The organism is Novosphingobium piscinae (assembly GCF_014230355.1).
GTDB lineage: Bacteria > Pseudomonadota > Alphaproteobacteria > Sphingomonadales > Sphingomonadaceae > Novosphingobium > Novosphingobium piscinae.
In genome coordinates this window covers 168,325-193,281 of sequence record NZ_JACLAX010000006.1, presented here as the reverse complement: position 1 = coordinate 193,281, position 24,957 = coordinate 168,325, and the positions used below count along the sequence as shown (strand labels likewise).

The window sequence follows — 24,957 nt, the reverse complement described above, 5'->3', positions numbered from 1 at the left end:
ACCTCACCGCTTGCCCCCCGGAGGGTCAGGCGAAGCGTGACCCCCGGACGACCTCGACCTCGCTGACCAACACGATCAGGTGATGGGTGGCAAGCAGCGGCTCGAGGAGATCGGTCAGATGGTCCGCCCGTTCCGTGGTGGTCACCGCCATGAACATCACCTTGCTGGTCGCGCCCGAGATCTGGTCGTCGCGCCACCGGCCTGAACGGCCCTTGCCCCCCAGCAGGGGCAGCAGGGTGAAATGGTCGATCCCGGCCGTTGCCGCGAGCCGTTCGATCGCCTGCATCAGCGGCTCGTCGGCCAGCACCTCGATGCGCCGCCGTGTGATGGTGTCGGTCATGGCAGGACCACCTTGTGCAGATGCTGGGCGACCCAGGCGTAGTAGGGAATGCCCAGCGTGAGGTTGAAGGGGAAGGTCACGGCCAGGCTCATGCCCAGATAGAGCCCGGGGTTGGCCTCGGGCAGGACCAGCCGCATCACCGCCGGAACCGCGATGTAGCTGGCGCTGCCCGCCAGGATGCCGAGCGCGGCGGCGGAACCCGCGTCAAGCCCGCCGAGGATCCCCAGGGAGACCCCGACCGTCCCGTTGGCGATCGGCAGGGCAATGGCGAGGATGACGGTGCGCAGCGTCAACGCCCGTTTGTCGAGCAGGCGCCGCGCCGCGACCAGTCCCATGTCGAGCAGGAACAGGCACAGCATGCCCTTGAACAGATCATCGAACACCGGGGCAATCGGGGCGAAGCCCTTCTCACCGGCGATCATGCCGATGACGAAACTGCCGACCAGCAGCACGACCGAACCGTTGAAGAAGGTTTCGTGCAGCAGCCCCCCGCGTGCCGCCAGAGCATCGCTCCGGCCGCCCTTGGCGAGCAGCAGACCGGTCAGGATCGCCGGTGTCTCCATCAGCGCAAGGACCGCCACCATGAAGCCGGCGGGCGCCATGCCGATGCTGCGCAGCACTTCCGACCCCGCCGCGAAGGTCACCACGCTGACCGAGCCGTAATGCGCCGCGACGGCGGCCGCATTGGTCCTGTCCAGCCTGCCCAGTGCCTGCAGCAGCCAGAAGGCCGGCAGCGGCAGGAGGAACGACAGCAGCAGCCCGCAGCCGGCGGCGATCAGCATCGCCCCGGTCAGCCCGCTGTCAGCGACTTCTCCCCCGCCGCGCAGGCCGATCGACATCATCAGGTACAGGGCGATCGTCTTGGCCACCGCCTCGGGCACGGCCAGGTCGGAGCGCACGAAGGCCGCCAGCAAGCCGAGCAGGAAGAACAGCACCACCGGCTGCAAAAGGGCATCAAGGGCCATTCCGGCATTCCCCTCGATCTGGACGGATCATCCTGGACCTGCTGCGTGTAGTTGACCCTGCAGGCCTGTCCTGCCGGGTCAACTACACGAACTTCGCAAACCTCGCACACAGCGCGCAGGCAAGACTTTTCTGGCGCGCGCCCCGGCCATGAAGGCCGAAACCGCGGCGCACCGAGTGTGACAGGCCGGAGCGATGTAGGACAGCGGCCAGATGCGGGACAGGCGAGAGACGCGCCGGTCGCCGGCCGGAAACGGAACAGGGCGCGGCGTCCGGCGCCGCGCCCTGTCTGTTGGCAGATCGTCTGCTGGCAGATCGATCAGGCCGGTCAGGCGTAGCGGAGCTGCACCTGCTGGCGGCGGCGCAGCGCCGCGCCCACCGCGCCGAAACCGACCAGCATCATCGCCCAGGTCGACGGTTCCGGAACGGCGCCGTTGGTCTGGGTCGCCTGGACCGTGAAGGCGACGTTGTCGATGCCGACGTTGAAGGCATCGGGACCCCACTGGATCTTCAACCCGTTGGTGCTGGTGAGGTTGAGCGAACCCGAGTTGTAGGTCGTGCCGAACGAGAGTGCGCCCGGTCCAGCCAGCAGGGTGTTAGATCCGTCACGGATGACCAGGCTCGTGTTCCGATTGGCTGAGAGCCAGCTGTGCAAACTCAGGCTGTTGAGCGTTACCGAGAAGCCGGAAAGCGGAGACAGGAAAATCTCGCCAGCAACGTTCTGACCAGCATAGGCCACGTCGGTCGTGCCGTTGTAGCCGGAACCCCAGCGGAACAGGCCGCTGTAAATCACATCAAGCTGTCCGGCGATGTCACCATAGCCCTGGTTGAGCACGGACCCGTTGCCACAAGACTCGAAGGTCGCGCTGACACCGCAGATGTCACCGCTGAAATCCAGCACCGCAGCCTGCGCCGGAGCGGTCGCAAGCCAGGCTGCCGCCGTTGCCATGCCGCATTTCAAGACTGTCGAAAATCGCATAGAGCCCCCAATAACTAACTGAACGCACAAAAATTTGTGAGAACAGAAAAAGGTCAGAACGGTGCGACTCGGCTGTTTTGCGCAAGGCTATGGGGCGGCTGCGCCCGAGTCAAACATGGTTAACTTGCCGTTCAGCCAGAGCGTCCCGTTATGGGGCAACGGCCACAGGCGAGCGATCGTCCCGGTTGTCCCGCCACCTGCCGCGCTCGCCCCGCCAGTGGACATTTCGCCCGAACCGCGCAAAAGCGCTGGCCCATGTCGTACAACACCTTCGGCCGCCTGCTGCGTTTCACCACCTGGGGCGAAAGCCATGGGCCCGCGCTGGGCGCCGTGGTGGACGGATGCCCGCCGGGGCTGCGCCTGAGCGAGGCCGAGATCCAGCCCTTCCTTGACAAGCGCAAGCCCGGGCAGAGCAAGTTCACCACCCAGCGGCAGGAACCGGATCAGGTCCGCATCCTGTCCGGCGTGTTCGAGGGCCCGGACGGCGCCCAGCGCACCACGGGCACCCCGATCAGCCTCATGATCGAGAACACCGACCAGCGCTCGAAGGACTACAGCGAAGTGGCGCTGGCCTATCGCCCCGGCCATGCCGACTATGCCTATGACGCCAAGTACGGCCTGCGCGATTATCGCGGCGGCGGGCGCTCCTCGGCGCGCGAGACCGCGGCGCGGGTGGCGGCGGGCGCAGTGGCGCGGCTGGTCATTCCCGAGGTGACGATCCGTGCCTGGGTGAGCGAGATCGGCGGCGATGCGATCGACCTGGCGAACTTCGATCCCGCCGAAATCGATCGCAATCCCTTTTTCTGTCCCGATGCGGCCGCGGCCCGGCGCTGGGAAAAGATCGTCGATGATGCGCGCCTTGCCGGCAGCTCGGTCGGCGCGGTGGTGGCCTGCGAGGCCACCGGGGTTCCCGCCGGCTGGGGCGCGCCGCTCTATGGCAAGCTCGATGCCGATCTGGCCGCGGCGATGATGGGGATCAACGCGGTCAAGGGCGTGGAAATCGGCGACGGCTTCGCCGCGGCGCGCCTGACCGGCGAGCAGAACGCCGATCCGATGCGCCCGGCCGAGGGTGGCCCGGCGTTCCTGGCCAACCATGCCGGCGGGATTGCCGGCGGCATCTCCACCGGCCAGCCGGTCACCGTGCGCGTGGCCTTCAAGCCGACCAGCTCGATCCTGACCCCGGTGGAAACGATCACCCGCGACGGCACCGCCGGCGAGATCCGCACCAAGGGCCGCCACGATCCCTGCGTCGGCATCCGCGGCGTGCCCGTGGTCGAGGCGATGATGGCGCTGGTCCTGGCCGACCACAAGCTGCTGCACCGCGGGCAGTGCGGCTGACGCGTCAGGCTCTGTTGCGAGACAGACCATACCCCTCGTCATCCCGGGCTTGACCCGGGACAAGGGTGCCTTGGTCGCAAGAGAACAGCCTGATCCCGGGTCAAGCCCGGGATGACGAGGACATGGAGGTTTGCCTAAGCCCATCCAGACCCCCGCAGGTCGATAGCATCACTTGCGACGCATTCACATTTGATCGACAAAACCGATCAATTCATCGGTAATCGACCAGGCAAATCGAATTAATCGGGAATCCGCATTTCCCGACTCGGCCCGCCGCGCCTATCTCCGGCTGCGTTGAAGCTTCACTCTCAACCGGAGACACAATCGATGGGTATCATTGGCAGCCAGCTGCAGCCGTTCGCGGCCACCTCGTACAAGGACGGCCAGTTCGTCGACATCACCGAGCAGGACGTGCTCGGCAAGTGGGCGGTGTTCTTCTTCTATCCGGCCGACTTCACCTTCGTCTGCCCGACCGAGCTGGAAGACCTGGCCGACAAGTACGCCGAACTGCAGGCGATGGGCGTGGAAGTGTTCGGCGTTTCGACCGACACGCACTTCAGCCACAAGGCCTGGGCCGACACCTCGCCGGCGATCGGCAAGATCAAGTATCACCTGGTCGGTGACCAGAACCACACGCTGAGCAAGGCGTTCAACAACCTGCGCGAAGGCGTTGGCCTGGCGGATCGCGGCACCTTCGTGACCGACCCGAACGGCGTGCTCCAGCTCGTCGAAGTGACCCCCGAGGGCGTCGGCCGCAACGCCGCCGAGCTCGTCCGCAAGATCAAGGCCGCCAAGTACTGGCAGGAGCACCCCGGCCAGGTCTGCCCGGCCAAGTGGGAAGAAGGCGCCGAAACGCTCGCTCCCTCGATCGACCTCGTCGGCAAGATCTGATCCGCTGACCACACGCGGATCGGGCCGACGGGTCTGAACGGAAGCCCGGGGCTTGTCCCCTAACTGCCCCGGGCTTCCACCCTCCCCCGTTTCACACCAAGGACCAAGACCATGCTCGATGCCGCCACCACCCAGCAGCTCACCCAGTATCTCGGCATGCTGCGCCGCCCGATCGCGCTGGTCGCGACGCTGGGCGATGACGCCAAGTCCACCGAGACGCGCAACCTCCTGACCCAGATCGCCGGGCTGAGCGACAAGGTCTCGGTCGCCTTCGACGGCACCGATGCCCGCGTCCCCAGCTTCACCATCGCCAGCGCCCTTCAGCCCGAAGCCCATGTCCGCTTCGCCGGCGTTCCGCTGGGCCACGAATTCACCTCGCTGGTGCTGGCCCTGCTGTGGGCCGGTGGCCATCCGCCCAAGGTTTCGGACGAGACCCTGGCCCAGATCCGCGCCCTGCCCGGCACGCACAGCTTCGAGATGTACTTCTCGCTGTCGTGCCACAACTGCCCCGACGTGGTGCAGGCCCTGACCCTGATCGCGCTGACCAATCCCAACGTATCGGCCACCCTGATCGAAGGCGGTGCCTTCCAGGGCGAGGTCGAGGCGCGCGGCGTGATGGCCGTGCCCGCCACCTTCCTCGATGGCGCAATGTGGGGCTCGGGCAAGATGACGCTCGAGGAGATCCTCGCCAAGCTCGACACCGGCGCGGCCGATCGCGCCGCCGCCGAGATCGCGGCCAAGGCGCCCTACGAGGTTCTGATCGTGGGTGGCGGCCCGGCCGGCGCGGCCGCGGCGATCTACACCGCGCGCAAGGGCATCCGCACCGGCGTGGCGGCAGAGCGCTTCGGCGGCCAGGTGATGGACACGATGGGCATCGAGAACTTCATCTCGGTGTCGCAGACCGACGGCCCCAAGCTGGCCGCCGCGCTGGAAAGCCACGTGCGCGACTATGACGTCGACGTGATGAACCTGCAGCGCGCCGAGCAGCTGATCCCGGCGACGCGTCCCGGCGGCCTGCACGAGATCGTGCTGGCCAACGGCGCCAGCCTCAAGGCCCGTTCGGTGATCCTCTCGACCGGGGCGCGCTGGCGCAAAATGAACGTGCCGGGCGAGAAGGAATACGCCAACAAGGGCGTGGCCTATTGCCCGCACTGCGACGGCCCGCTGTTCAAGGGCAAGCGCGTGGCGGTGATCGGCGGCGGCAACTCGGGCGTCGAGGCGGCGATCGACCTCGCGGGCATCGTCGCCCACGTCACCCTGATCGAGTTCGACAGCCAGCTGCGCGCCGATGCGGTGCTGCAGGCCAAGCTCCGCTCGCTGCCCAACGTGGCGGTCATCACCTCGGCACTGACCACCGAGGTGCTGGGCGATGGCAGCAAGGTGACCGGGCTGGTCTACCAGGACCGCCCCACCGAGACGCTGCACACGGTCGAGCTGGAGGGGATCTTCGTCCAGATCGGGCTGGTGCCGAACACCGAATGGCTCAAGGGCACCGTCGCCCTCACCCCGCGCGGCGAGATCGAGATCGACGCGCGCGGCGAGACCTCGGTGCCCGGGATCTTCGCGGCGGGCGATGCCACCACGGTGCCCTACAAGCAGATCATCATCGCCACCGGCGCGGGAGCCACCGCGGCGCTCTCGGCCTTCGACTACCTGATCCGTCTGCCCGCGGAAGAGCGGGTGGCCGAGGCGGCCTGAGCCCTTAGCCCAGCCGGATCGGCGAGGGATCACCCCGCTCGGCGATCACCTGGCGGCGCGCCTCGGCCATGCAGGCCGGCAGGTGCGCCGCCACGGCGTCGCGATCGAGACCGCTCAGCTCGGCCAGCCGCTCGACCACCAGGGCATCGGGGAGCACCGCCAGCTCGGCGGCAAGCGCGATGACCGTTGCGCCCGGGTCCGGCTGGCCCGGGGCGGCCGGCTCGGGGGCGGCCGGTTCGGTCCCGCCCAGCCCCAGCGCGCCGATCAGCAAGCGCAGCGCCCGCGCCCGCTGACGGAACGCGAAATCGATGAGCCGCGCCGACTCGAACTCCTCCTTGCGGCGCATCGCCTTGCCGAGATCCCAGACCATCATCGCCTTATGCGCGGCCGGGCGGCGCCGCTCAAGCCGCCGGAACCGGGCGAGCAACCGGGCCACGCCGGCTGGACAGTGGCCGCCAAAGCTGGAAGACAGGGGTCATGCTGCCCCTGCTGCTGAGCCTTGCCGCCCCGCTGGCCGCGACCGCCGCGCCTGCCCCGACCACCACCCCCGCACCCGCAGCCGCGGCCTGTCCCGCGGTCCCCGCCCCCCTGCCCGCCGACCTGGCCGCATGGCGCGCGGCCCCCACCCGCGCAGGATCGCTACGGCTGGGCCAGCCCGCCACCATGGCCTTGACCGCCATGGCCGAGCCCGAGGCGGGCTATGGCGGCAACCGCCCGCTGATCGTGCCGCAGACCGGGACCTACCGGGTCCTCCTGTCGGATGCGGCCTGGATCGACGTGCTGGCCGCCGGCGTCACCCTACAGAGCAGCGGCCATACGCATGGCCCCGCCTGCTCGGGCATCCGCAAGATCGTCAGCTTCCAGCTGCCCGCTGGGCGCTACACCGTGCGGCTGCGCAAGAGCCCGGTGGCGCAGGTGCGGATCCTCGTCGCGCCCGAGTGAGCGGTCAGCGCCCCGGGCGCTTGAGTACGATGTAGAGCGCGCCGGCCCCGCCATGGCGGGGATGGGCCTGGCGCACGGCGGCGATGCGCTGGGCGTAAGGACCGGCGGCCAGCCAGTCGAGCACCTTGGCGCGGATCGCGCCGCGCCGCTCGCCGCGGCCGGCATGATCGTCGGATGGCCGCGGCCGGCCGGTCACCAGCAGCAGCACCCGCGCGCCCTGGGCCAGGGCCTGGGCCAGCCCGTGCTCGAGCCGGCCGTGCGCGGCCTCGAGCGAGTGGCCATGCAGGTCGAGCGTGAAATCGGGCGTCACCGCCGCCTTGGCGAGCTTGCGCTCCCAGCTGGCATCGAGCCCGTGCCGGTCGAGCGGACGCGGCGGGGCCATCGGAGCGGGCGCGACCGGAGGCAGCGGGGGGGGTACCCGGCCGCGCAGGCGGGGCGCCGCCGCAGCGGGGATGCCAGATGCGGGGGGCGCGGGGACAGTTGCCGGACTGGGCGGAGCCGGCCGGGCGCGCGGACGCAGCGGCTTCACCGTGGCCGCAACCTTGGCCCATAGCTCGGCCTCCTCGGGCGTCAGCCCGCGCGGGGGACGGCTCATCGGCGGCGCTGCTGCGGGGCGGTGGCAGGCAGGGCGGAAAGACGGGCGAGCGTGCCCTTGGGCAGGAGGATCAGCGCCGCGCCGCGCGCCGCCATGCCCCCGGCGATCACCCGGGCGGTCGGCCCGGCACCCCAGAACGAATCGAACCGGTTGGCACCCTTGATCGCCCCGCCCGTATCCTGCGCCACCCACAGCCCGTTGATCTCGGGCCGGTCGGCCTCGGCCAGCAGCACCGGGGCGCCAAGCGGAACCATCAGCGGATCGGCGGCCAGGCTGGCCTGGCCGCGGATCGGCACGTTGAGCGCGCCGACCGGACCATCGCCGGTCACCTCGCGGAAGAAGACGTAGCTGCGGTTGAGCCGCATCAGCGCCCGGCCTTCTTCGGGGTGCTCACGAATGTAGGCAAGGATCCCTTGCATCGATCCCGGATACTGGCCGGGGCCGGTTCCGATCAGCCCGCGATCGCGCAGGACCGCGCCGATCCCGGTGTAGGGATGGCCGTTCTGCCCCGCGAAGCCAATGCGGATCACCGTACCATCCGGCCCGATCAGCCGGCCCGAACCCTGCACCTGCAGGAAGAACAGCTCTGCCGGATCGGCCGCCCACCCGATCTCCAGCCCTTTGCCGGCCAGGGCCCCGTCCTCGATCTGGGCGCGGTCGTAATAGGGCACGAAGCGCCCGTCGGCATCGAAGCGACCGAGGGGCGGCTGGCCGACCCGCTGTTCGAACGGCGTTTCGAACGGCCAGGCGCGCACCAGATCGGGTGGCACCCGGTAGACCGGCACGGCGAAGCCCGGCTGGGCGGTGCGCGTCCCGGCGATTTCGGGCTCGTAGTAGCCGGTCACATAGCTGCGTCCATCGCTGACGCGGGCGGTTTCAAACCAGCTGGCGAAGAAACCCGCGGCATCGGTGGCAGGCCAGGTCGGCGCGGCGGTGCAGGCCGGGCGCCAGTCGGCCGGGCGGGTCAGGCCGGACTGGTCGGTTCGCACCAGCAGGGCACGGCAGCTTTCGATGAAGGCGCGCAGCGCGGCGCCCGGGCGCGCGGTGGCCAGCGGCAGCCCGGTCAAGGCTGGTCCCGGCGCCACCCCGAGGGCGACGGCGTTGACCGGAGGGCTGGTCTGGGGCGCAGGCGACGGCACGGCGCCGGGAGCAGGCCGGGCGGGCACCGGGCGCGGCCCGGTCGCGGGAGGAATGACAGTACAGGCGGCCAGGAACAGGGGCGCGGCCAGGCCTGCCCAGCGCTTGACCCTGCCCCCCGGCATGCGGGTTTCAGGCCTCGTCGGTCTCGTCGAGCAGCCAGTCGGGGCCGGCGGCGGTCACGTCGCGGCTGAACGTCCACAGGTCGCGCGCCTCGATCGCGTCATCGAGCGAACCGGCAACCATGGTCCCGGCGGCATCGCGGGTGACGGCGGCGATGTCGGCGGTAAAGCGGACCGTGACGCGGGCCATCGTGCCGTCGAGGCTGGCGTCGACGATCGTCGCGTCCTCGATCCGCACCAGGCGGTTGTCCAGCGTTTCGCCGGCGGCCTCACGCGCGGCGATGGCAGCGGTGAAGCCTTCGTAGACATCGCGGTCGCACAGCTGCGAGAGCTGCTCGCGGTCGCCGCGCCAGAACGCTTCGAGCGTCATGCGATAGGCGCCGCGGGCGCCCTGCAGGAAGGTCAGCGCGTCAAACCGGCGATCGGCCGCCGCGATCTCGCGCAGGCCGCGCTCGGCCACCGGCAGCACGCCGGGCAGTTCGCGCGGGCGCTGCTGGGCGGTGGGCGGAACCGACCGTTCGGGCAGGCGGGCCGGGGCGGCGCGCGGCGCGGCCGGGGCTCCGGCCTCGGGATCGAAGCGGCCCTGGATCGTCTCTTCCTCGTGCTCGGCGCGACGGCCCAGGACGGCATAGAGGCGCAGGCCCAGGAAGGCTGCGATCATGGCGAGGATCACGACTTCAACCGTCACGTCACACAACTTTCGTTCGGCCGCGTCACCGGGCGCGGCGCGGCAAGGACTGATAGTGCCCGAGATAGGTACACTTGACAAATGAACAACGCATGAGGAAGCCGAGACGGTAATTTTCCCGTCACGCCGCGGCCAGATGGCCACGCGGCCATGACCCGATAAGACAGGTGGCGCCACCTTTGCGAGGGCAGGCCGGCGCTGCGCGGGAGATTGCCGCCCGCCACGCGGGATGCTAGGCGCCCCGGCATTCCGTTCCTACCCAGAGAAAGCTGATCCCATGGCCGACGAAGGCAACATCATCTCCGATCTCAACCTCGACGGCCCCGTTCCCAACGGCGAGGACACCGGTCCGGCCGCGGGAATCATCTCGCAGTACGTCAAGGATCTCTCGGTCGAGAACCCCAATGCGCCGCAGTCGTACCAGTGGCAGGACGCCCCGCAGCTCGACGTTCAGTTCAACATCCAGTCGACCCCGCTCGATGCCGAGGTCCACGAGGTCGAGCTCAAGATCAACATGAGCGCCAAGAGCCAGGGCGGCACCGCCTATATCGTCGAGCTGAGCTATGCCGGCCTGATCGGCATGCGCGGGCTGCCGCCCGAGCAGATGCACGCCTTCACCTATGCCGAAGCGCCGCGCATCCTGTTCCCCTTCGCCCGCCGCATCGTCGCGGACGCCGTGCGCGATGCCGGCTATCCGCCGGTCATGCTCGAGCCGATCGACTTCAACGGGCTCTACCTGCAGCAGCTGGCCCAGGCGCAGCAGACCGCCGAGGCCGAACCGGCCGGCAACGCCTGATCCCCGACTGATTGACCAGGGTCTTGCACCCTCACCCGCTCAGCCTGAGCTTGTCGAAGGCCACGCGCCCAGCCCCTGCCGTTGGGCGCGTGCTGCGACAGGCTCAGCACGAGCGGGGTCGGGACAAGGGCTGATCGGGGCCGGACCATGACACGGCTCAACCCATGAACCTGCTCAAGGCCACCGGCACGATCGGCGGACTGACCCTGCTCAGCCGCGTGCTCGGCCTGCTGCGCGACAGCCTGTTCGCGCGCTATGTCGGCGCGGGCTTCGCCTCGGACGCCTTTCTCGTCGCCTTCCGGCTGCCCAACATGTTCCGCGCGCTGTTCGCCGAAGGCGCCTTCGCCTCGGCCTTCGTCCCGCTGTTCAACCAGAAGGTGGCCGATCCCGCAGGCCGGGGGCTGCCCGAGGGCCTGACCTTCGCCGAACAGGCGCTGGCCGTGCTGCTGCCGGTGCTGCTGGCGATGACCGTGCTGCTCGAGGTCTTCGCCTGGCCGGTCACCCTGGTCCTGTCGGGCCGCTTCAACGGGGTGAGCGAGGCGCAGTTCGCATTCGCGGTCGAGCTGTCGCGCTACACGATCCCCTACCTGATGTTGATCAGCGTGGTCTCGCTGTTCGGCGGCATCCTCAATTCGCTGCACAAGTTCTGGGTCAATGCCGCCGCGCCGATCCTGCTCAACCTGACGCTGATCGCGGCACTGCTGCTGTTCCACACGGCCGATCCGCTGCAGACCGCGCGGATCCAGGCGATCGCGGTCTCGGTGTCCGGCCTGCTCCAGCTGCTGTGGCTGGCCTGGGCCTGCCGCCGCAACGGGGTGCGCATCCGGCTGCGGCGACCGCGCCTGACCCCCGAGGTGAGGCGCCTGCTCGCGCTGATCTGGCCGGCGGCGGCCGGGGCCGGCGCGGTGCAGATCAACCTGCTGATCTCGACCGCGCTGGCCGCCTCGCTGCTGGCCCACGGCTCGGTCACCTATATCTACATGGCCGACCGGCTGAACCAGCTACCGCTCGGGCTGATCGGGATCGGCCTGGGCACCGTGCTGCTGCCAACGATCTCGCGCCAGCTCGGCGGCGGCGAGGAAGCCGCCGCGCTCGAGACGCAGAACCGCGGCATGGAACTGGCGCTGTTCCTGACCCTGCCCGCGACGGTGGCGCTGGTGGTCTGCGGCGAGCCGATCGCGGCAGCGCTGTTCGGCTATGGCAAGTTCACCCCGCAGGACACCCACTACACCGCCCAGGCGCTGGCCGCCTTCTCGGTCGGCCTGCCCAGCTACGTGCTGGTCAAGGTGCTGACCCCGGGGTTCTATGCCCGCCAGGACACGAAAACCCCGGTGCGCTACGCCACGCTTTCGATGCTGGTGAACCTGGTGGGCAACCTCGTGCTGATCCTGCCGCTGCAGCACATGGGCCCGCCGCTGGCCACGGCCATCGCCTCGACCGTCAATGTCGGGCTGCTCTACCGCATGCTGGCGCGGCGCGGGCACTTCGCCGCCGATGCCCGCCTGCGCCGCCGCGCGCCCCGCCTGCTGCTGGCGGCGCTGGCGATGGGCGCGGTGCTGTGGGCCACCCAGGGCCTGCTCATGCCCTATGTCCACGGCACCTGGCCGGTCCGCTTTGCCGCGCTGACCGTGCTGGTCTCGGCCGGGATGCTGGTCTATGGGCTCGCCACGGTCGTCTCGGGAGCCTTCTCGCGCGACGACCTCTCGCTTCTCCTGCGGCGGCGCCGCCCCTCGTCCTGAGAGTATCCATGCGCATCGTTTCCGGCATCCAGCCCACCGGCAATCTCCACCTCGGCAATTATCTGGGGGCGATCCGCAACTGGGTGCGGATGCAGGACGAGTTCACCGCGCAGGGCCATGAATGCCTCTATTTCCTGGCCGATCTCCACGCGATCTCGATGCCGCACGTGCCGGCCGACCTGGCCGCCAACACGCGCGAGATGGTCGCCGCGCTGGTCGCCTGCGGGATCGATCCCGAACGCTCGATCCTGTTCAACCAGGCGCAGGTGCCGCAGCACGCCGAGCTGCAGTGGCTGCTCAACGGCACCGCGCGGATGGGCTGGCTCAACCGCATGACGCAGTGGAAGGACAAGGCCGGCAAGAACCGCGAGGGCGCCAGCGTCGCCCTGTTCACCTATCCGGTGCTGCAGGCCGCCGACGTGCTGCTCTACCAGGCCACCCACGTCCCCGTGGGCGAGGACCAGAAGCAGCATCTCGAGCTGGCGCGCGACATCGCGCAGAAGTTCAACAACGATTTCGCAACCGAGGCGGCACCGGTCTTCACCCAGCCTGATCCGATCATCCCGCCCGAGGCGGCGCGGATCATGAGCCTGCGCGACGGGTCCGCCAAGATGAGCAAGTCCGATCCATCGGACATGAGCCGGATCAACCTGACCGACGATGCCGACACGATCATGGCCAAGATCCGCAAGGCCAAGACCGATCCCGAACCGCTCCCCGCCGCCAAGGCCGGGTTGGAAGGCCGGCCCGAGGCGGCCAATCTGGTGGGCATCTATGCGGCCATGGCGGGGACCTCGGTCGATGCGGTGCTCGGCCAGTTCGGCGGCGAAGGTTTCGGCAAGTTCAAGCCCGCGCTGGGCGAATTGCTGGTTGACCGGCTGGCGCCGATCAACGCCCGCTTCATCGCGCTGCGCGAGGACCGCGCCGCGCTCGACGCGATCCTCGCCCGGGGCGCCTCGCGGGCCCGGGCGCTCGCCGTGCCGACGCTCGAGCGCGCCTATGCCGCGCTCGGCCTCGTGCGCGGCTGAGCCGGTCAGCAACGGTACAGCCGCCCCGCGGCAGGTGACCCGCGCCATGCCGCCCACCATGCCGCCCACCCTGCCCCTGCGGCTCCCCATGCGCGCTGCGTCCTACGGACCGAGTCGCGGCGAACGGGCGGTGTCGGCCGTGCTCTCGTTGGCGATCTGCCTGTTGTTCGGGCTGGTGCTGGTGCGGATGGGCGCGCTGGACGGAAGCAAACCCGGCAATGGCACCCGGCTGGTCGCCGTCGACGTCACCAGCCGCGACACGGACCAGCCGCGTCAGCGGCGTCAGGCGGCACCGCAGAAGGTCCAGGCGGCCACGGCCACCACCCCGGTGCCGACCCCGCCCCAGCCCCAGCCGACCGAATCGCCGCTCCCCGCGCTCAACCTGATTCCGCTCACCCGCGACCAGATGGCCGCTGCCGACATCAGCCGCATGGCCCGCCGCGGTCCGGCCGCCGGACCGGCGGGCCCGGCCGAGGGCGGCGCCGAGGCGGCCGGTGGTGGCGATGGTCCGGGCGGCGCGCGCCTCTACGCCGCCGAATGGGTGCGCGAGCCTACCCGCGCCGAGATGGCCCCCTACATCCCGCGCGGCGCGAACATGCCGGGCAGCTGGGCGATGATCGCCTGCCGCACGATCGACCGCTTCCACGTCGAGGACTGCCAGGAGATGGGCGAGTATCCGCCCGGCTCGGGACTGGCCCGAGGCATCCGCCAGGCCGCGTGGCAGTTCCTCGTGCGGCCGCCGCGCTCGAGCGGCAAGGCCCTGGTCGGCACCTGGGTGCGGATCCGCTTCGACTTCTCCAAGCCGCCTGAGAGCGAAGCCGCGCGCCCCGATTGAGCCAACGGTCCGGCGCCGCCGGGCCTCGCTTCGAACCTGCCCATTCAAGCGCTGTTCAGCGCCCGCAGGATAGGGCACAGAGTTGCACGCGCTGCATGGAACAGGGTGGGGCTGCCCGGCAGTGCGCGTCCATTCGGAGTATCAAGGGATGTCTCGCAAGAATATCGAGTTCTCCGCACTTCGCCGCAGCCTCAGGCTGGCCGCGATCCCGCTGGTTCTGGCCAGCCTTGCAGCCTGCACCCCCAGCCTGACCGCCAACGTGAAGCGCTTCCAGTCGCAGTTGCCCGCCCCCGCCGGGCAGACCTTCGCCGTGGTCGCCGATGACCCCGCGCTTGCCGGCGGTCTCGAATTTGCCCAGTACGCCCGCCTGGTCGAAGCCCAGATGAGCAGGCTCGGCTACACCCCGGCCAGTGCTGAAACCGCGAACCTGCTGGTCCGCTTCGATTACGGCGTGGACCGCGGCCGCGAACGCATCCGCACCACCGGCGTCGGATTCCGCGATCCCTTCTGGGGTGGCTGGGGCGGCTGGGGTGGCTGGGGCGGCTGGGGCGGCTGGGGTGGCTGGGGCCATCCGCGCTTCGGACCCTGGGGTGGCTGGGGCTTCGGCTGGAACGATCCGTGGCTGGGCGGCGGGATCGACAGCTACACCGTGTTCACCAGCGGCATCGAGATGAAGATCGAGCGCCGCGCGGACAATGCCCGCCTGTTCGAGGGCCGGGCCGAAGCGGTGTCGACCTCGAATCGCCTGCCCTATCTGGTGCCGAGCCTGGTCGAGGCGATGTTCACCAACTTCCCGGGCCGCTCGGGCGAGACGGTGCGCATCACGGTCGCTCCGGAAAAGAAGAAGGGCTGATCTTCGCGCGATCCCGGGCTCCGGCCCGGGATCGGCCCGCCCCAGCACAGGCCCGGGCCGCTGTCACGCCGGTGACACCCTCTCCGGCGCCGCGCAGTCAGCTGCCCAGCGAAGAGACCCCGCCGGTTGAGCCGAAGCCGTCGGCGCCGCGCGCGGTTTCGCCCAGATCGTCCGCCTCGATCCATTCGCCCTGCACCACCGGCGCCACCACCAGCTGGGCCACGCGATCGCCGCGCACGATCTTGAAGGGCTCGTGCCCGTGGTTGATCAGGATCACCTTGAGCTCGCCGCGGTAGTCCGAATCGATCGTCCCCGGCGTGTTCGGCACGGTAATGCCGTGCTTGAGCGCGAGGCCCGAGCGGGGCCGCACCTGGATCTCGTAGCCGTGGGGAATCGCCATGGCGAGCCCGGTGGCCACGGCATGCCGCGCGCCCGGGGCGATCGTCACGTCCTCGGCCGAGACCACGTCCATCCCGGCGGCTCCCGCCGTGGCATAGGCCGGCAGGGCCAGCCCCTCCCCATGCGGCAGGCGCTTCACCCGGACGGGCACGGTCTCAACGGAGTGCATCGGCGATCCTTTCTACGATGGCCGTGGCCACCTGGTCCTTGGGCATGGTCGGCAGGTGCTCCACCCCGTCGGCGGTGACGATGTGCACGGTATTGTCCGCCCCGCCCATCACGCTGCCGCCAGCCTCGTCGGCCGAAACGTCGTTGGCGATGATCCAGTCGGCACCCTTGCGCCGGCGCTTGTCCGCAGCATAGCGCAGCACATCGTCGGTCTCAGCGGCGAAGCCGATCAGCAGCGGCGGCCGCAGGTGCGGATCGGCACCAAGTCCGGCGAGGATGTCCGGGTTCTCGGTCAGGACGAGCACCGGTGGGGCCGAGCCGCGCTTCTTGAGCTTGGTTCCGGCCACATCCTTGGCGCGCCAGTCGGCCACGGCGGCCACCATCACCGCCACGTCGGCGGGCAATGCGGCGCGGACCGCGGCGTTCATGTCGCGCGCGGATTCGACATCGATCCGCGCCACGCCCGGCGGAGTCGGCAGGGTGACCGGACCGGCCACCAGCGTCACCCGCGCGCCCAGCCGCGCGGCCGCCGCGGCGATGGCGAAGCCCTGCCGCCCGGACGAGCGGTTGGCGATATAGCGCACCGGGTCGATCGGCTCGTGCGTCGGTCCGGCGGTGACCAGCACGTGGCGACCGGCCAGCGGACCATCCTCGGGCGGAACAAAGGCCTCGGCGGCGAAGTCCGGCTGGTCGGCAAGCAGGTCCTGCGAGCCGAGCGCACCGGGATCGGTCGAGGGCGCGCCGCGCGCCCCGCCCTTGCGGACCAGCAGGCCCATCGCACCCGCCGCCGCGGGAACCGGATCGGCCGGCAAGGGCGCGGCGCCGGACGGATCGCGCCGGATCAGCCCGGCGGAGAGCCCGCCCAGTCCGCTGTCCTCAGCGGTCTCGAGCGGCGCGAAGCCGGAGAGGTCGGACACCTCCGGGACGCTCGGCGCGGGGGGCAGCCAGCCCGCGCCATCCTGCATCGGCAGAGCCTCGGGACCGCTGAACCAGTCCGCCACCTGGGCCCAGATCGCCTCGGGTTCGGGCAGCCGGCCGGGGCCGAACTCGCCGCAGGCCATGGCACCATTGTCCGGGTCCATCACGAAGACCCCGGCGTCGCGCAGCACGGCCACGTTGCGCTGGGTCGCCTCGTGCTGCCACATCCGCACGTTCATCGCCGGGACTGCCATCACCGGCTTGTCGGTGGCGAGCAGCAGCGTCGTGGCGAGATCGTCGGCAATGCCGTGCGCCATCTTGGCCAGCATGTTCGCCGTGGCCGGACAGACCACCACCAGATCGGCCTGGCGCGAGAGCTGGATGTGGCCCATCTCGACTTCGTTCTTGAGATCCCACAGCGTGGTATGGACCGGGTTCTCGGACAGGGCGGCCAGGGCCATCGGGGTGACGAACCGGGCCCCGCCCTCGGTCAGCACGCAGGTGACCGATCCGCCACCACGGCGGATCAGGCGCACCAGCTCGCAGGCCTTGTAGGCCGCGATGCCGCCGCCGACGATCAGGAGAATGCGAGGTCCGGCCATCGCCGTCTCACTGCACCGCCACGTCCCCGGACACAATCGTCTTTGTGCCGCCCGCCGCCCGCCACAGCCCGGCCAGGCCCTGCGGCACGAAGGCCAGACCCATCGGCAGGACCGCGCCGACCATCATGCCCCAGTAGAAGTTGTCGCCGCGCCCGGCGATCATGAACAGCACGGCATAGCCGGCCAGCAGCAGACTGCCGAACACTCCGGCGGCGCTGCGCCAGGCCGACCAGCCGAACAGGGCGAGCACCACCAGCGGTCCGGCCAGCTCGTGCGGCAGCCAGCGCAGGTTGCCCGACAGGATGATCATCGACAGCCAGCCGGTCAGGCCGCGCACCGTGATCCACGAGGCCGAGGCCGGATCGTCCGGACGCAGCAGCGCCGCGACAGTGTGGAGATGCCAGGCCAGCGCGGCGCAGAACAGCGCGGCGAGCAGGGCCCAGGCGGCCGCCTCGCGCCAGCGGCGATGCCAGGCGGCATAGGCGCCCATCAGCAGGACGAAGGGCAGCGCGTGCTCGCGGATCGCCAGCGCCGCCGCGGCCGCGCACCACGCGCCCAGCCACCGCCCGGGCTCGCCGCGCCGCTGTCCCGGCCGGTGCAGCGCGAAGGACAGGGCGAGCAACTGCCCGGCCCACAGTTCGTGCAGGACGAAAAAGTATCGGATCGTGCCGATCGAGGCGCCGAAGAACAGGGCGGCGAGCGCCAGGGTGCGCAGCGGAAGCGCCTCCGGCTCGGTCGCCAGCCGGCGCCACCAGGCGAGCAGGACGGCCCCGAGCAGCAGGACCGAGAGCGGGATCAGCGCCCCCGGCGGCAGCAGCGCCTCGGCCTTGGCCAGGGTGGGGAGCCGCACGGCGAAGCCCGGGCGCAGCGGGTAGTGGTGCCGGCGGTGCTCCTGCGCCACCACGGCGTAGTAGCCCTCGCCGTGGCGCAGCCGGGCGATGACATGATCGTAGAGCAGCAGATCGGCATCGCGCTCGCGCGCCGGACCGGCGCTGGTCAGGCTGGGCGGAACCGCATCGCCCTCGCCGGCGCGGATCGGGACGAGTGCGGCGGCAACCAGCAGGACCAGCAGCCCGGCCAGCAGCGCGCGGGCCGCGCCGCGCGGCCAAGCGGCATAGCGGCCGGGGGCGGCGGCCTCAGGCATGGACGATCCGCGAGCGGGCCGTGCCCAGCGCAGCCGCGCGCCACAGCGAGGGCAGCGCAAAAGGCAGGAAGGCGGCCCCCATGAACAGGAGCGGGGTGATCAGCAGCCCCCAGTAGAAATTGTTGTCGCGGCCAACGATCATGAAGCCGAGGGCGTAGCCGAGCGTCAGGAGGAAGCCGCAAAGCCCCGGCGCGGTGCGCCAGCCGGCCCAGCCGAACAGGCAGAGCACGACGAAGGGCCCCGACAGCCACAGCGGGAACGGGGCGAGGAACGTGGAATTGTTCACCTTGTAGAGCAGGCCGGCGAGCCCCTTGAGCGCCAGCCACGAGGGCGAGGCCGGATCGCCGGGACGCACCTCAGCGGCGGCCAGCGTCAGATGGAGCGCCAGCAGGGCCAGGAAACCCAGCGCCAGCGCGGCCCAGGCCAGCGCCTCGCGACGGCGGCGGTGCCACAGCGCCCACAGCGCCATCACCCCGACATAGGGCAGGACCAGCTCGCGCACGGCCAGGGCCAGCGCGGCCGCCAGCCAGGCCCCGCACCAGTGCCCGCGCGCCGGGCGGTGCAGCACGAATGACAGCGCCATGAGCTGCGCCGCCCAGACCTCGTGCAGAACATCATAGCGCGCGCCCAGCCCGCTGGCGACGCCGGCCACCAGCAGCGCCAGCGCCATCGGCCGCCGCGCGGTGCCGCCCGGCTCCTCGCCCAGCCGGCGGAAGGCGGCACATAGCAACAGTGCGAACAGGCCGAGCCGCAGCACGGTGAGCCCCCGGGCGCCGAGCGCCGCGCCCATCAGTGCCAGGGTCGGCAGGCGCACGGTGAAGCCGGGGGTGACCGGATAGTCGTTGCGGCGCTGCTCTTCGACGGCCGCGCGGTAGTAGGGATCGCCCTGTTGCACCCGGGCGATGATCTTGCGGTAGAGCCGGAGATCCTGATCGTCGGCCTGGCGCACTGCGGCCGTTCCCGGCGGTCCGGCCACCATGGTCTGTGGCGGCGGCGGCGGCGGCGGGCCGCAGCCCGGCGCCACGGCGGCCAGCACCAGCAGGCAGGCGAGGACGAACAGGGCGGCCCGGGCCGGGCCTTGCGGCCAGCGCGCGAACCGGTCGTAACGCGGCGCCGCTAGCCCACCCAGCCCTGCGCGATGATCAGCCACGTCACCAGTCCCCCGAAACCTCCGGCAAGGAGGTATCCGGACCAGCTAGCGCGCGCATGGTTACCAGCAGGTTGACGCCGCTCCCAGACCAAGGGAATATCCGGAAGGGGTGGCGGCTCGGGCGCGCCGCCCTTGGCCGGGTAGGCCTGCTCGACCCGGCGGACCAGATCGGGCAGCCCGAGCAGGGTCCGCACCCCCTCGCGCAGCTTGTCCGCCACGGCCGCCTCGGGCCCAAGCTCGTCGCGGATCCAGCCGCGCACGAACGGGGCAGACACGTCCCACATGTTGATCTCGGGATCGAGCGCGGTTGCCAGCCCCTCGACCATCACCATGGTCTTCTGCAGCAGCAGCAGGTGCGGCTGGGTCTGCATGTCGAAATCGCGGGTGATCGCGAAGAGCCCGTCGAGCATCTGGCCGACCGACAGCTCGCTGACCGGCTTGCCGCGCATCGGCTCGCCCACGGCGCGCAGCGCGGTGGCGAACTCGTCGACCGAGTGGAAGCTCGGGACGTACTGCGCCTCGAAGTGGATCTCGGCGACCCGGCGATAGTTGCCGGTGGTCAGGCCATAGAGGATCTCAGCCAGCCAGACCCGCGCCTGCCGGTCGATCCGCCCCATGATGCCGAAGTCGATCGCCACGATGGTCCCGTCCGGGCGGACGAACAGGTTGCCCTGGTGCATGTCGGCATGGAAGAACCCGGCGCTGATCGCCTGGGTGAGGAAGGCGATGACCAGCCGCCTGGCCATGCCCGGCAGATCGTGCCCCGCCGCCTTGAGCGCGGCGATATCGCTCATCTTGATGCCGTCGACCCACTCGATCGTCATCACCCGGCCATTGGTCCGGTCCCAGTCGATCGCGGGGACGTGGTAGCCGGCGAAGCTGCTCATCGCCTCGGCCAGCTCCGAGGCGCTCGCCGCCTCGCGGCGCAGGTCCAGCTCGCGCGCGGTCCAGCGCTTGAGGTTGGCGATGACCAGCCGCGGGCGCAGCCGCTTCGCCTCGCCGCCCAGCGCCTCGAGATGGGCCGCGGCCCATTCGTAGGTCGCGATGTCGCGGCTGAACTTCTCGCGGATGCCGGGCCGCAGCACCTTGACCGCCACGGTGCGGCCTTCAGTGGTGACGGCCTTGTGGACCTGGGCGATCGAGGCGGCACCCACCGGATCGGGATCGATGCTGGCGAACAGCGCCGCCAGCGGCTGCTGGAAGCTTGCCTCGATCTCGGCCTGGATCGCCGCGAAAGGCACGGGCGGCAGGCTGTCCTGCAGCGTCAGCAGGTTGGCCACGGCCTCCTCGCCGACCAGGTCCGGCCGGGTGGCGAGCGTCTGGCCAAGCTTGATCGCCGCGGGACCGATCGCCTGGAAGGCCCCGGAATAGTCAGGCTCGCGCGGCTGCAGCGTGCCGAACCGCGCCAGCCGGCACAGCCGCCGCACCGGGGCGGGCGTGTTGGCGCCCTCCTCGATGATCCGCAGCGCTCCGTGACGGGCGAGCGTGCGGCCCCAGCGCAGCAGGCGCAGGACATGGGTGGTGGCAGAGGTCAAGTTGTCAGACCTTCCACCCCGAGTGGATCGCCACGGCCCCGCCCAGGATCGGCTCGACCCGGGTGCGCACGAAGCCCGCCTCGCGGATCATCGCCTCGAAGGCGGGCATGGTCGGGAAGCGCCGGATCGATTCGATCAGATAGCGGTAGCTGTCAGCGTCCCCGGCGATCGCCTGGCCGAGCCGCGGCACCAGCCGGTGCGAATAGACGTCGTACAGCTCCTTGAAGCCCGGCCATTCGGTGGTCGAGAACTCGAGGCAATAGAACCGTCCACCGTGCTTGAGCACCCGATAGGCCTCGGCCAGGGCCCGATCGATCCGGGTGACATTGCGGATCCCGAAGGCGATCGTGTAGCCGTCGAAAAAACGGTCGCCGAAGCTCAGCGACTCGGCGTTCTGGCAGGACCAGACCAGCCCATCGATCCCGCGCTGCAGCGCCCGCTCGATCCCGACGTCGAGCATGTCCTGGTTGATGTCCGAAACGGTCACGCTGGCGCCCAGCGCCGCCATGCGGAAGGCGATGTCGCCGGTGCCGCCCGCCATGTCGAGGATCTGCTCGCCCGGGCGCGGCTTGACCCGGCGCACGAACCGATCCTTCCACAGCCGGTGCATGCCGACGCTCATCGCGTCGTTCATGATGTCGTACTTGCGGGCCACGTTGGAGAACACCGCGCCGACCCGGCGGGTCTTCTCCTCGGGCGTGACCTCCTCATAACCGAAGGAGACCGGATCGGTGTCTGCCGCGGGGGGCTGTGCCTGTTCGCTCATCCCCGTGCCCTTAGGAGAGTTTGCGCGGAGCGGAAAGGCTGATAGCGCTGGGACATGCCCGAATTGCCCGAAGTCGAGACGACCGTGCGCGGCCTCGCCCGCTTCCTCGAGGGAGCGACGCTGAGCCGCGTCACCACGCACCGCGCCGACCTGCGCCGGCCCTTCCCGCCGGGCCTGGTCCAGGTGCTGACCGGCGCGCGGGTGACCGGGCTCGACCGCCGCGCCAAATACGGGCTGGTCCATACCGACCGGGCCCAGACCATGGTGTTCCACCTCGGCATGTCGGGGCGCTGGCGGATCGAGCCCGAGACAATCGGCAAGCACGACCACCTGGTGCTCGAGACCAGCGCCGGGCACCGTCTGTCGCTGTGCGATCCGCGGCGCTTCGGCTCGGTCGACCTGGTGGACACCGGCGGGCTCGCGCTCTGGCCGCCCTTCGCGGCGATGGGTCCGGAACCGCTGTCGGACGGGCTGACCGCGGCGCACCTGGCCAAGGCGCTGGCCGGGCGGATCGCCGCGATCAAGCTGATGCTGCTGGATCAGCGCGTGGTTGCCGGGCTGGGCAACATCTATGTCTGCGAGGCGCTCTACCGCGCGCGCATCCATCCCGAGAAAGCGGCCGGCCGCGTCTCGCGTGCGGCGCTGGAGCGGCTGGTCCCGGCGATCCGGGCGGTGCTGACCGAGGCAATCGCCGCGGGTGGCAGCACGCTGCGCGACTATGCCCAGCCCGACGGGCAGCTCGGCTACTTCGCCAAGGCCTTCGACGTCTACGACCGCGAGGGCCAGCCCTGCCGGTCCTGCAGCGCGCCGTTGCGGCGCATCGCGCAGGGCGGTCGCAGCACTTGGTTCTGCGCGCGCTGCCAGCGCTAGCGGCCACCAGCGCCGCCGCAAACAGCCGTTGACGATTCGCCGGGGCGAGGGTAAGGGCCGCGCTTCCCGCGGGGCGGCTTCGGTCGACTCCCGCGCTTTTGCACGCAATTCAGGACAAGGCCGCCAGGGCCGAACGAAGGACAGACATGGCCAATACGCCGCAAGCCCGCAAGCGCATCCGCCGCAACGAACGGCGCGCCGAAATCAACGGTGCCCGTCTGAGCCGCATCCGCACCTTCGTGAAGAAGGTCGAATCGGCGATCGCCGGTGGCGACAAGTCGGCAGCGGCCGAGGCCCTCAAGGCGGCCCAGCCCGAACTGGCCCGCGGCGTCGCCCGCGGCGTGCTCCACAAGAACACCGCCTCGCGCAAGCTCTCGCGCCTGACCAAGGCCGTCTCGGGCCTCTGACTGGCCGCCGGTCGCCGCGGTGATTCGCCGCGGCCCCGGTCGGGAAACCTGCGCCAGCAGCACGAAAACAGAACAAGGCCGGGGGTAGTACCCCCGGCCTTTTTCGTGGTTAACGGCGCAGGCGCCGCGGCGGCCGAAGGCTTTGCCCCGTAAACCAAAGGTTTAGCGCGATTCGGTTCCTACCGGAACAGAAAATTGATACTTTTCAGTAGCTTGTCTCGATCGCTCGGAATTCCGGCGGTCCGCCCGAGTCAATGCCATTTATTTCATTTTTTTTGCAGGGAAGCGCTTGCTCTCGCCTCAAACCGGCCCATAAATCGATCCCGCGCCGGGGGTGTCTTTGGCGTATCACGGGTCAGATTCGGCAATTCTGTTCGGGAAGCCAGCGCTTTCCGGCAGGGGGGTTGTCTGTGTCCGGAACGGGCCGGGATCGGGGGCGATCGCGGTCAGCGTGGGATGGACGGGTTCCGGCTGGGCGCCGGGGGAAAGGGGGGTGTGCAGGTGAAGGTCAGGTCGACGAAACAATCTACAACATCGGTCCTTTGCTGGCGCGCACATGTCCGGGAGGCTCGGCATGTCGCATAAGGGCAAGGCAAACGAAGTACGCATGATGGAAGATCAGGAAGCCCTCGACCTTGCCGCAGACTGGTCCGACATCAGCCAGGGGCTGCGCAAGGATCTGGGCCAGCAGCTGCACAGCCAGTGGATCAAGCCGATCCAGCTGGGCAGCTTCTGCAAGGAAACCGGCACGCTCGATCTTTTCCTTCCCACCGAATTCTCGGCCAACTGGGTGGCCGACCGCTTTGCTGACCGGCTCAGCCTGGCATGGAAGATTGCGCGCTCCGAAGTGCGTCACGTGCGCATCTCGGTGCATCCCTCGCGCCGCCAATCGGCCGATCTGCGGCTTGCCGGAGCCAGCCGCCGCCCGGCCAACGACGGGGCGCCGAGCGGACCGATTCCGCAGCCCGCCCCGCTTAACCTCGGGGGCAACGAGCTGTCCTCGGGCGAGTTCAGCGTGCTGGGCCAGCCCGCGGTCGGGCTCGACCCGTCGCTGACCTTCGCGAGCTTTGTCACGGGTTCGGCCAATGTCCTGGCCTGCAACGCCGCACAGCGCATGGCGGCCGCGGAAAAGCCGCAGTTCTCGCCGCTCTATCTCAAGGCCGCCACCGGCCAGGGCAAGACTCACCTGCTCCACGCGATCGGCCATGCCTTCCTGCAGGCCCATCCGCGCGGGCGGATCTTCTACTGCTCGGCTGAGCGCTTCATGGTCGAATTTGTCCAGGCGCTGCGCCAGAACCAGATGATCGAGTTCAAGTCGCGGCTGCGCGGCTTCGACCTGCTGATGGTCGACGACATCCAGTTCATCATCGGCAAGGCCAGCGCCCAGGAGGAGCTGCTCTACACGATCGACGCGCTGCTCAACGAGGGCAAGCGGCTGGTCTTCGCGGCTGATCGCGCGCCCCAGGCGCTCGACGGGGTCGAGCAGCGGTTGCTGTCGCGGCTGTCGATGGGCTTGGTGGCCGATATCCAGCCCGCCGACATCGAGCTGCGCCGCAAGATCCTGGAGCACCGGCTGGCCCGCTTCGCGCCCACCGCCGTGCCGGACGACGTGATCGAGTTCCTCGCCCGCACGATCAACCGCAACGTGCGCGAGCTGGTGGGTGGGCTGAACAAGCTGATCGCCTATGCCCAGCTGACCGGGCAGAGCGTCAGCCTGCAGCTGGCCGAAGAGCAGCTGACCGACATCCTCTCGGCCAACCGCCGGCGCATCACGATCGACGAGATCCAGCGCACTGTCTGCCAGTTCTACCGGGTCGACCGCACCGAGATGGCCAGCAAGCGCCGCGCCCGCGCGGTGGTGCGCCCGCGGCAGGTGGCAATGTATCTCGCCAAGGTGCTCACTCCGCGCAGTTATCCGGAGATCGGGCGCAAGTTCGGCGGGCGCGATCACTCGACGGTGATCCACGCGGTCCGGCTGATCGAGGATCTGCGTACGCGCGACGCCGACATGGACGGCGACGTGCGCACCCTGCTGCGCCAGCTCGAGGACTGAG

General features: G+C 70.0%; 25 protein-coding genes. 12 read left to right on the top strand and 13 right to left on the bottom strand.

Translation table 11 applies throughout. The features are described from left to right. Positions 1 to 25: 25 nt before the first annotated feature. From H7F53_RS08335 to H7F53_RS17645, 3 genes are all read right to left on the bottom strand, one after another. A complete protein-coding gene (locus H7F53_RS08335) occupies positions 26 to 340 on the bottom strand; it encodes a P-II family nitrogen regulator (protein WP_185679031.1) in 315 nt (104 codons plus the stop codon). Next, positions 337 to 1,305, bottom strand: coding sequence for a sodium-dependent bicarbonate transport family permease (locus tag H7F53_RS08330; RefSeq protein WP_185679030.1), 969 nt, complete (start codon positions 1,303 to 1,305; stop codon positions 337 to 339). Before H7F53_RS08330 ends, H7F53_RS08335 begins: the two co-directional genes overlap by 4 nt. Positions 1,306 to 1,631: 326 nt before the next feature. Further along, positions 1,632 to 2,252: a PEPxxWA-CTERM sorting domain-containing protein gene (locus H7F53_RS17645; protein WP_185679029.1), complete on the bottom strand. Its 621-nt coding sequence runs from the start codon at positions 2,250 to 2,252 to the stop codon at positions 1,632 to 1,634. A 285-nt stretch (positions 2,253 to 2,537) separates the two neighbouring features. On the opposite strand from H7F53_RS17645, the gene aroC reads away from it, so the two are divergent. The 3 genes from aroC (at position 2,538) to ahpF (ending at position 6,209) form a co-directional block, all read left to right on the top strand. Continuing rightward, positions 2,538 to 3,620 carry a chorismate synthase gene (gene aroC / locus H7F53_RS08320; RefSeq protein ID WP_185679028.1) on the top strand — a complete coding sequence of 361 codons (1,083 nt, stop codon included), beginning with the start codon at positions 2,538 to 2,540 and terminating at the stop codon, positions 3,618 to 3,620. A gap of 327 nt (positions 3,621 to 3,947) precedes the next feature. Beyond that, positions 3,948 to 4,511: an alkyl hydroperoxide reductase subunit C gene (gene ahpC, locus H7F53_RS08315; protein WP_185679027.1), complete on the top strand. Its 564-nt coding sequence runs from the start codon at positions 3,948 to 3,950 to the stop codon at positions 4,509 to 4,511. 111 nt (positions 4,512 to 4,622) lie between these two features. Next, on the top strand, positions 4,623 to 6,209 hold the full coding sequence (gene ahpF, locus H7F53_RS08310) for an alkyl hydroperoxide reductase subunit F (RefSeq protein ID WP_185679026.1): 1,587 nt from the start codon (positions 4,623 to 4,625) through the stop codon (positions 6,207 to 6,209). A gap of 4 nt (positions 6,210 to 6,213) precedes the next feature. On the opposite strand, the gene H7F53_RS08305 is transcribed toward ahpF, so the two are convergent. Further along, on the bottom strand, positions 6,214 to 6,645 hold the full coding sequence (locus H7F53_RS08305; RefSeq protein ID WP_185679025.1) for a hypothetical protein: 432 nt from the start codon (positions 6,643 to 6,645) through the stop codon (positions 6,214 to 6,216). A 41-nt stretch (positions 6,646 to 6,686) separates the two neighbouring features. Between H7F53_RS08305 and H7F53_RS08300 the strand changes: the two genes are divergently transcribed. After that, a complete protein-coding gene (locus H7F53_RS08300; protein WP_185679024.1) occupies positions 6,687 to 7,151 on the top strand; it encodes a hypothetical protein in 465 nt (154 codons plus the stop codon). Positions 7,152 to 7,155: 4 nt separating this feature from the next. On the opposite strand, the gene H7F53_RS08295 is transcribed toward H7F53_RS08300, so the two are convergent. From H7F53_RS08295 to H7F53_RS08285, 3 genes are read right to left on the bottom strand one after another with little or no spacing between them, the layout of a single operon-like run. Then, on the bottom strand, positions 7,156 to 7,746 hold the full coding sequence (locus H7F53_RS08295) for a Smr/MutS family protein (RefSeq protein WP_185679023.1): 591 nt from the start codon (positions 7,744 to 7,746) through the stop codon (positions 7,156 to 7,158). Next, positions 7,743 to 9,008 (bottom strand): murein transglycosylase A, encoded by a 1,266-nt coding sequence (gene mltA / locus H7F53_RS08290; protein WP_185679022.1) that lies wholly within the window; start codon positions 9,006 to 9,008, stop codon positions 7,743 to 7,745. The genes H7F53_RS08295 and mltA overlap by 4 nt, the downstream gene beginning before the upstream one ends. Positions 9,009 to 9,015: 7 nt before the next feature. Next, entirely contained in the window at positions 9,016 to 9,693 is a 678-nt protein-coding gene (locus tag H7F53_RS08285; protein ID WP_185679021.1) for a Tim44/TimA family putative adaptor protein, read from the bottom strand. 277 nt (positions 9,694 to 9,970) lie between these two features. Here H7F53_RS08285 and secB point away from each other — a divergent pair, with 277 nt between their 5' ends. The 5 genes from secB (at position 9,971) to H7F53_RS08260 (ending at position 14,944) form a co-directional block, all read left to right on the top strand. Next, the gene (gene secB, locus H7F53_RS08280; RefSeq protein ID WP_185679020.1) at positions 9,971 to 10,489 is read left to right on the top strand and encodes a protein-export chaperone SecB; all 519 of its coding nucleotides are present in this window, start codon (positions 9,971 to 9,973) and stop codon (positions 10,487 to 10,489) included. Between the two features lie 164 nt (positions 10,490 to 10,653). Then, positions 10,654 to 12,228: a murein biosynthesis integral membrane protein MurJ gene (gene murJ / locus H7F53_RS08275; RefSeq protein WP_185679019.1), complete on the top strand. Its 1,575-nt coding sequence runs from the start codon at positions 10,654 to 10,656 to the stop codon at positions 12,226 to 12,228. An 8-nt stretch (positions 12,229 to 12,236) separates the two neighbouring features. Then, the gene (trpS, locus tag H7F53_RS08270; protein WP_185679018.1) at positions 12,237 to 13,256 is read left to right on the top strand and encodes a tryptophan--tRNA ligase; all 1,020 of its coding nucleotides are present in this window, start codon (positions 12,237 to 12,239) and stop codon (positions 13,254 to 13,256) included. A gap of 46 nt (positions 13,257 to 13,302) precedes the next feature. Beyond that, on the top strand, positions 13,303 to 14,091 hold the full coding sequence (locus H7F53_RS08265) for a hypothetical protein (protein WP_185679017.1): 789 nt from the start codon (positions 13,303 to 13,305) through the stop codon (positions 14,089 to 14,091). Positions 14,092 to 14,239: 148 nt separating this feature from the next. Beyond that, a complete protein-coding gene (locus tag H7F53_RS08260) occupies positions 14,240 to 14,944 on the top strand; it encodes a DUF4136 domain-containing protein (RefSeq protein ID WP_185679016.1) in 705 nt (234 codons plus the stop codon). A 97-nt stretch (positions 14,945 to 15,041) separates the two neighbouring features. On the opposite strand, the gene dut is transcribed toward H7F53_RS08260, so the two are convergent. Genes dut through H7F53_RS08230 form a run of 6 tightly spaced genes read right to left on the bottom strand, consistent with a single transcriptional unit; the run spans position 15,042 to position 21,626 of the window. Then, entirely contained in the window at positions 15,042 to 15,512 is a 471-nt protein-coding gene (gene dut / locus H7F53_RS08255) for a dUTP diphosphatase (protein WP_185679015.1), read from the bottom strand. Beyond that, positions 15,499 to 17,031: a bifunctional phosphopantothenoylcysteine decarboxylase/phosphopantothenate synthase gene (locus H7F53_RS08250; protein ID WP_185679014.1), complete on the bottom strand. Its 1,533-nt coding sequence runs from the start codon at positions 17,029 to 17,031 to the stop codon at positions 15,499 to 15,501. Before H7F53_RS08250 ends, dut begins: the two co-directional genes overlap by 14 nt. Positions 17,032 to 17,038: 7 nt before the next feature. Beyond that, positions 17,039 to 18,175 (bottom strand): hypothetical protein, encoded by a 1,137-nt coding sequence (locus tag H7F53_RS08245; protein ID WP_185679013.1) that lies wholly within the window; start codon positions 18,173 to 18,175, stop codon positions 17,039 to 17,041. Continuing rightward, entirely contained in the window at positions 18,168 to 19,325 is a 1,158-nt protein-coding gene (locus H7F53_RS17810) for a hypothetical protein (RefSeq protein ID WP_185679012.1), read from the bottom strand. The genes H7F53_RS08245 and H7F53_RS17810 overlap by 8 nt, the downstream gene beginning before the upstream one ends. Further along, on the bottom strand, positions 19,292 to 20,860 hold the full coding sequence (gene ubiB / locus H7F53_RS08235) for a 2-polyprenylphenol 6-hydroxylase (protein WP_185679011.1): 1,569 nt from the start codon (positions 20,858 to 20,860) through the stop codon (positions 19,292 to 19,294). The genes H7F53_RS17810 and ubiB overlap by 34 nt, the downstream gene beginning before the upstream one ends. Positions 20,861 to 20,864: 4 nt before the next feature. Beyond that, positions 20,865 to 21,626 (bottom strand): class I SAM-dependent methyltransferase, encoded by a 762-nt coding sequence (locus H7F53_RS08230; protein ID WP_185679010.1) that lies wholly within the window; start codon positions 21,624 to 21,626, stop codon positions 20,865 to 20,867. A 54-nt stretch (positions 21,627 to 21,680) separates the two neighbouring features. On the opposite strand from H7F53_RS08230, the gene mutM reads away from it, so the two are divergent. From mutM to dnaA, 3 genes are all read left to right on the top strand, one after another. Then, positions 21,681 to 22,496, top strand: a complete 816-nt coding sequence (mutM, locus tag H7F53_RS08225; protein WP_185679009.1) for a bifunctional DNA-formamidopyrimidine glycosylase/DNA-(apurinic or apyrimidinic site) lyase — start codon at positions 21,681 to 21,683, stop codon at positions 22,494 to 22,496. A 146-nt stretch (positions 22,497 to 22,642) separates the two neighbouring features. Further along, on the top strand, positions 22,643 to 22,903 hold the full coding sequence (gene rpsT / locus H7F53_RS08220) for a 30S ribosomal protein S20 (RefSeq protein WP_185679008.1): 261 nt from the start codon (positions 22,643 to 22,645) through the stop codon (positions 22,901 to 22,903). 607 nt (positions 22,904 to 23,510) lie between these two features. Next, positions 23,511 to 24,956, top strand: a complete 1,446-nt coding sequence (dnaA, locus tag H7F53_RS08215) for a chromosomal replication initiator protein DnaA (protein ID WP_185679007.1) — start codon at positions 23,511 to 23,513, stop codon at positions 24,954 to 24,956. Position 24,957: the final 1 nt, after the last annotated feature.

What these genes read in the sequence shown, in the direction of transcription:
- H7F53_RS08335 (WP_185679031.1), bottom strand. Translation starts at nt 340, where the DNA reads ATGACCGACACCATCACACGGCGGCGCATCGAGGTGCTGGCCGACGAG.
- H7F53_RS08330 (WP_185679030.1), bottom strand. Translation starts at nt 1,305, where the DNA reads ATGGCCCTTGATGCCCTTTTGCAGCCGGTGGTGCTGTTCTTCCTGCTC.
- H7F53_RS17645 (WP_185679029.1), bottom strand. Translation starts at nt 2,252, where the DNA reads ATGGCAACGGCGGCAGCCTGGCTTGCGACCGCTCCGGCGCAGGCTGCG.
- aroC (WP_185679028.1), top strand. Translation starts at nt 2,538, where the DNA reads ATGTCGTACAACACCTTCGGCCGCCTGCTGCGTTTCACCACCTGGGGC.
- ahpC (WP_185679027.1), top strand. Translation starts at nt 3,948, where the DNA reads ATGGGTATCATTGGCAGCCAGCTGCAGCCGTTCGCGGCCACCTCGTAC.
- ahpF (WP_185679026.1), top strand. Translation starts at nt 4,623, where the DNA reads ATGCTCGATGCCGCCACCACCCAGCAGCTCACCCAGTATCTCGGCATG.
- H7F53_RS08300 (WP_185679024.1), top strand. Translation starts at nt 6,687, where the DNA reads ATGCTGCCCCTGCTGCTGAGCCTTGCCGCCCCGCTGGCCGCGACCGCC.
- H7F53_RS08295 (WP_185679023.1), bottom strand. Translation starts at nt 7,746, where the DNA reads ATGAGCCGTCCCCCGCGCGGGCTGACGCCCGAGGAGGCCGAGCTATGG.
- mltA (WP_185679022.1), bottom strand. Translation starts at nt 9,008, where the DNA reads ATGCCGGGGGGCAGGGTCAAGCGCTGGGCAGGCCTGGCCGCGCCCCTG.
- secB (WP_185679020.1), top strand. Translation starts at nt 9,971, where the DNA reads ATGGCCGACGAAGGCAACATCATCTCCGATCTCAACCTCGACGGCCCC.
- murJ (WP_185679019.1), top strand. Translation starts at nt 10,654, where the DNA reads ATGAACCTGCTCAAGGCCACCGGCACGATCGGCGGACTGACCCTGCTC.
- trpS (WP_185679018.1), top strand. Translation starts at nt 12,237, where the DNA reads ATGCGCATCGTTTCCGGCATCCAGCCCACCGGCAATCTCCACCTCGGC.
- H7F53_RS08265 (WP_185679017.1), top strand. Translation starts at nt 13,303, where the DNA reads ATGCCGCCCACCATGCCGCCCACCCTGCCCCTGCGGCTCCCCATGCGC.
- H7F53_RS08260 (WP_185679016.1), top strand. Translation starts at nt 14,240, where the DNA reads ATGTCTCGCAAGAATATCGAGTTCTCCGCACTTCGCCGCAGCCTCAGG.
- dut (WP_185679015.1), bottom strand. Translation starts at nt 15,512, where the DNA reads ATGCACTCCGTTGAGACCGTGCCCGTCCGGGTGAAGCGCCTGCCGCAT.
- H7F53_RS08250 (WP_185679014.1), bottom strand. Translation starts at nt 17,031, where the DNA reads ATGGCCGGACCTCGCATTCTCCTGATCGTCGGCGGCGGCATCGCGGCC.
- H7F53_RS08245 (WP_185679013.1), bottom strand. Translation starts at nt 18,175, where the DNA reads ATGCCTGAGGCCGCCGCCCCCGGCCGCTATGCCGCTTGGCCGCGCGGC.
- H7F53_RS08230 (WP_185679010.1), bottom strand. Translation starts at nt 21,626, where the DNA reads ATGAGCGAACAGGCACAGCCCCCCGCGGCAGACACCGATCCGGTCTCC.
- mutM (WP_185679009.1), top strand. Translation starts at nt 21,681, where the DNA reads ATGCCCGAATTGCCCGAAGTCGAGACGACCGTGCGCGGCCTCGCCCGC.
- rpsT (WP_185679008.1), top strand. Translation starts at nt 22,643, where the DNA reads ATGGCCAATACGCCGCAAGCCCGCAAGCGCATCCGCCGCAACGAACGG.
- dnaA (WP_185679007.1), top strand. Translation starts at nt 23,511, where the DNA reads ATGATGGAAGATCAGGAAGCCCTCGACCTTGCCGCAGACTGGTCCGAC.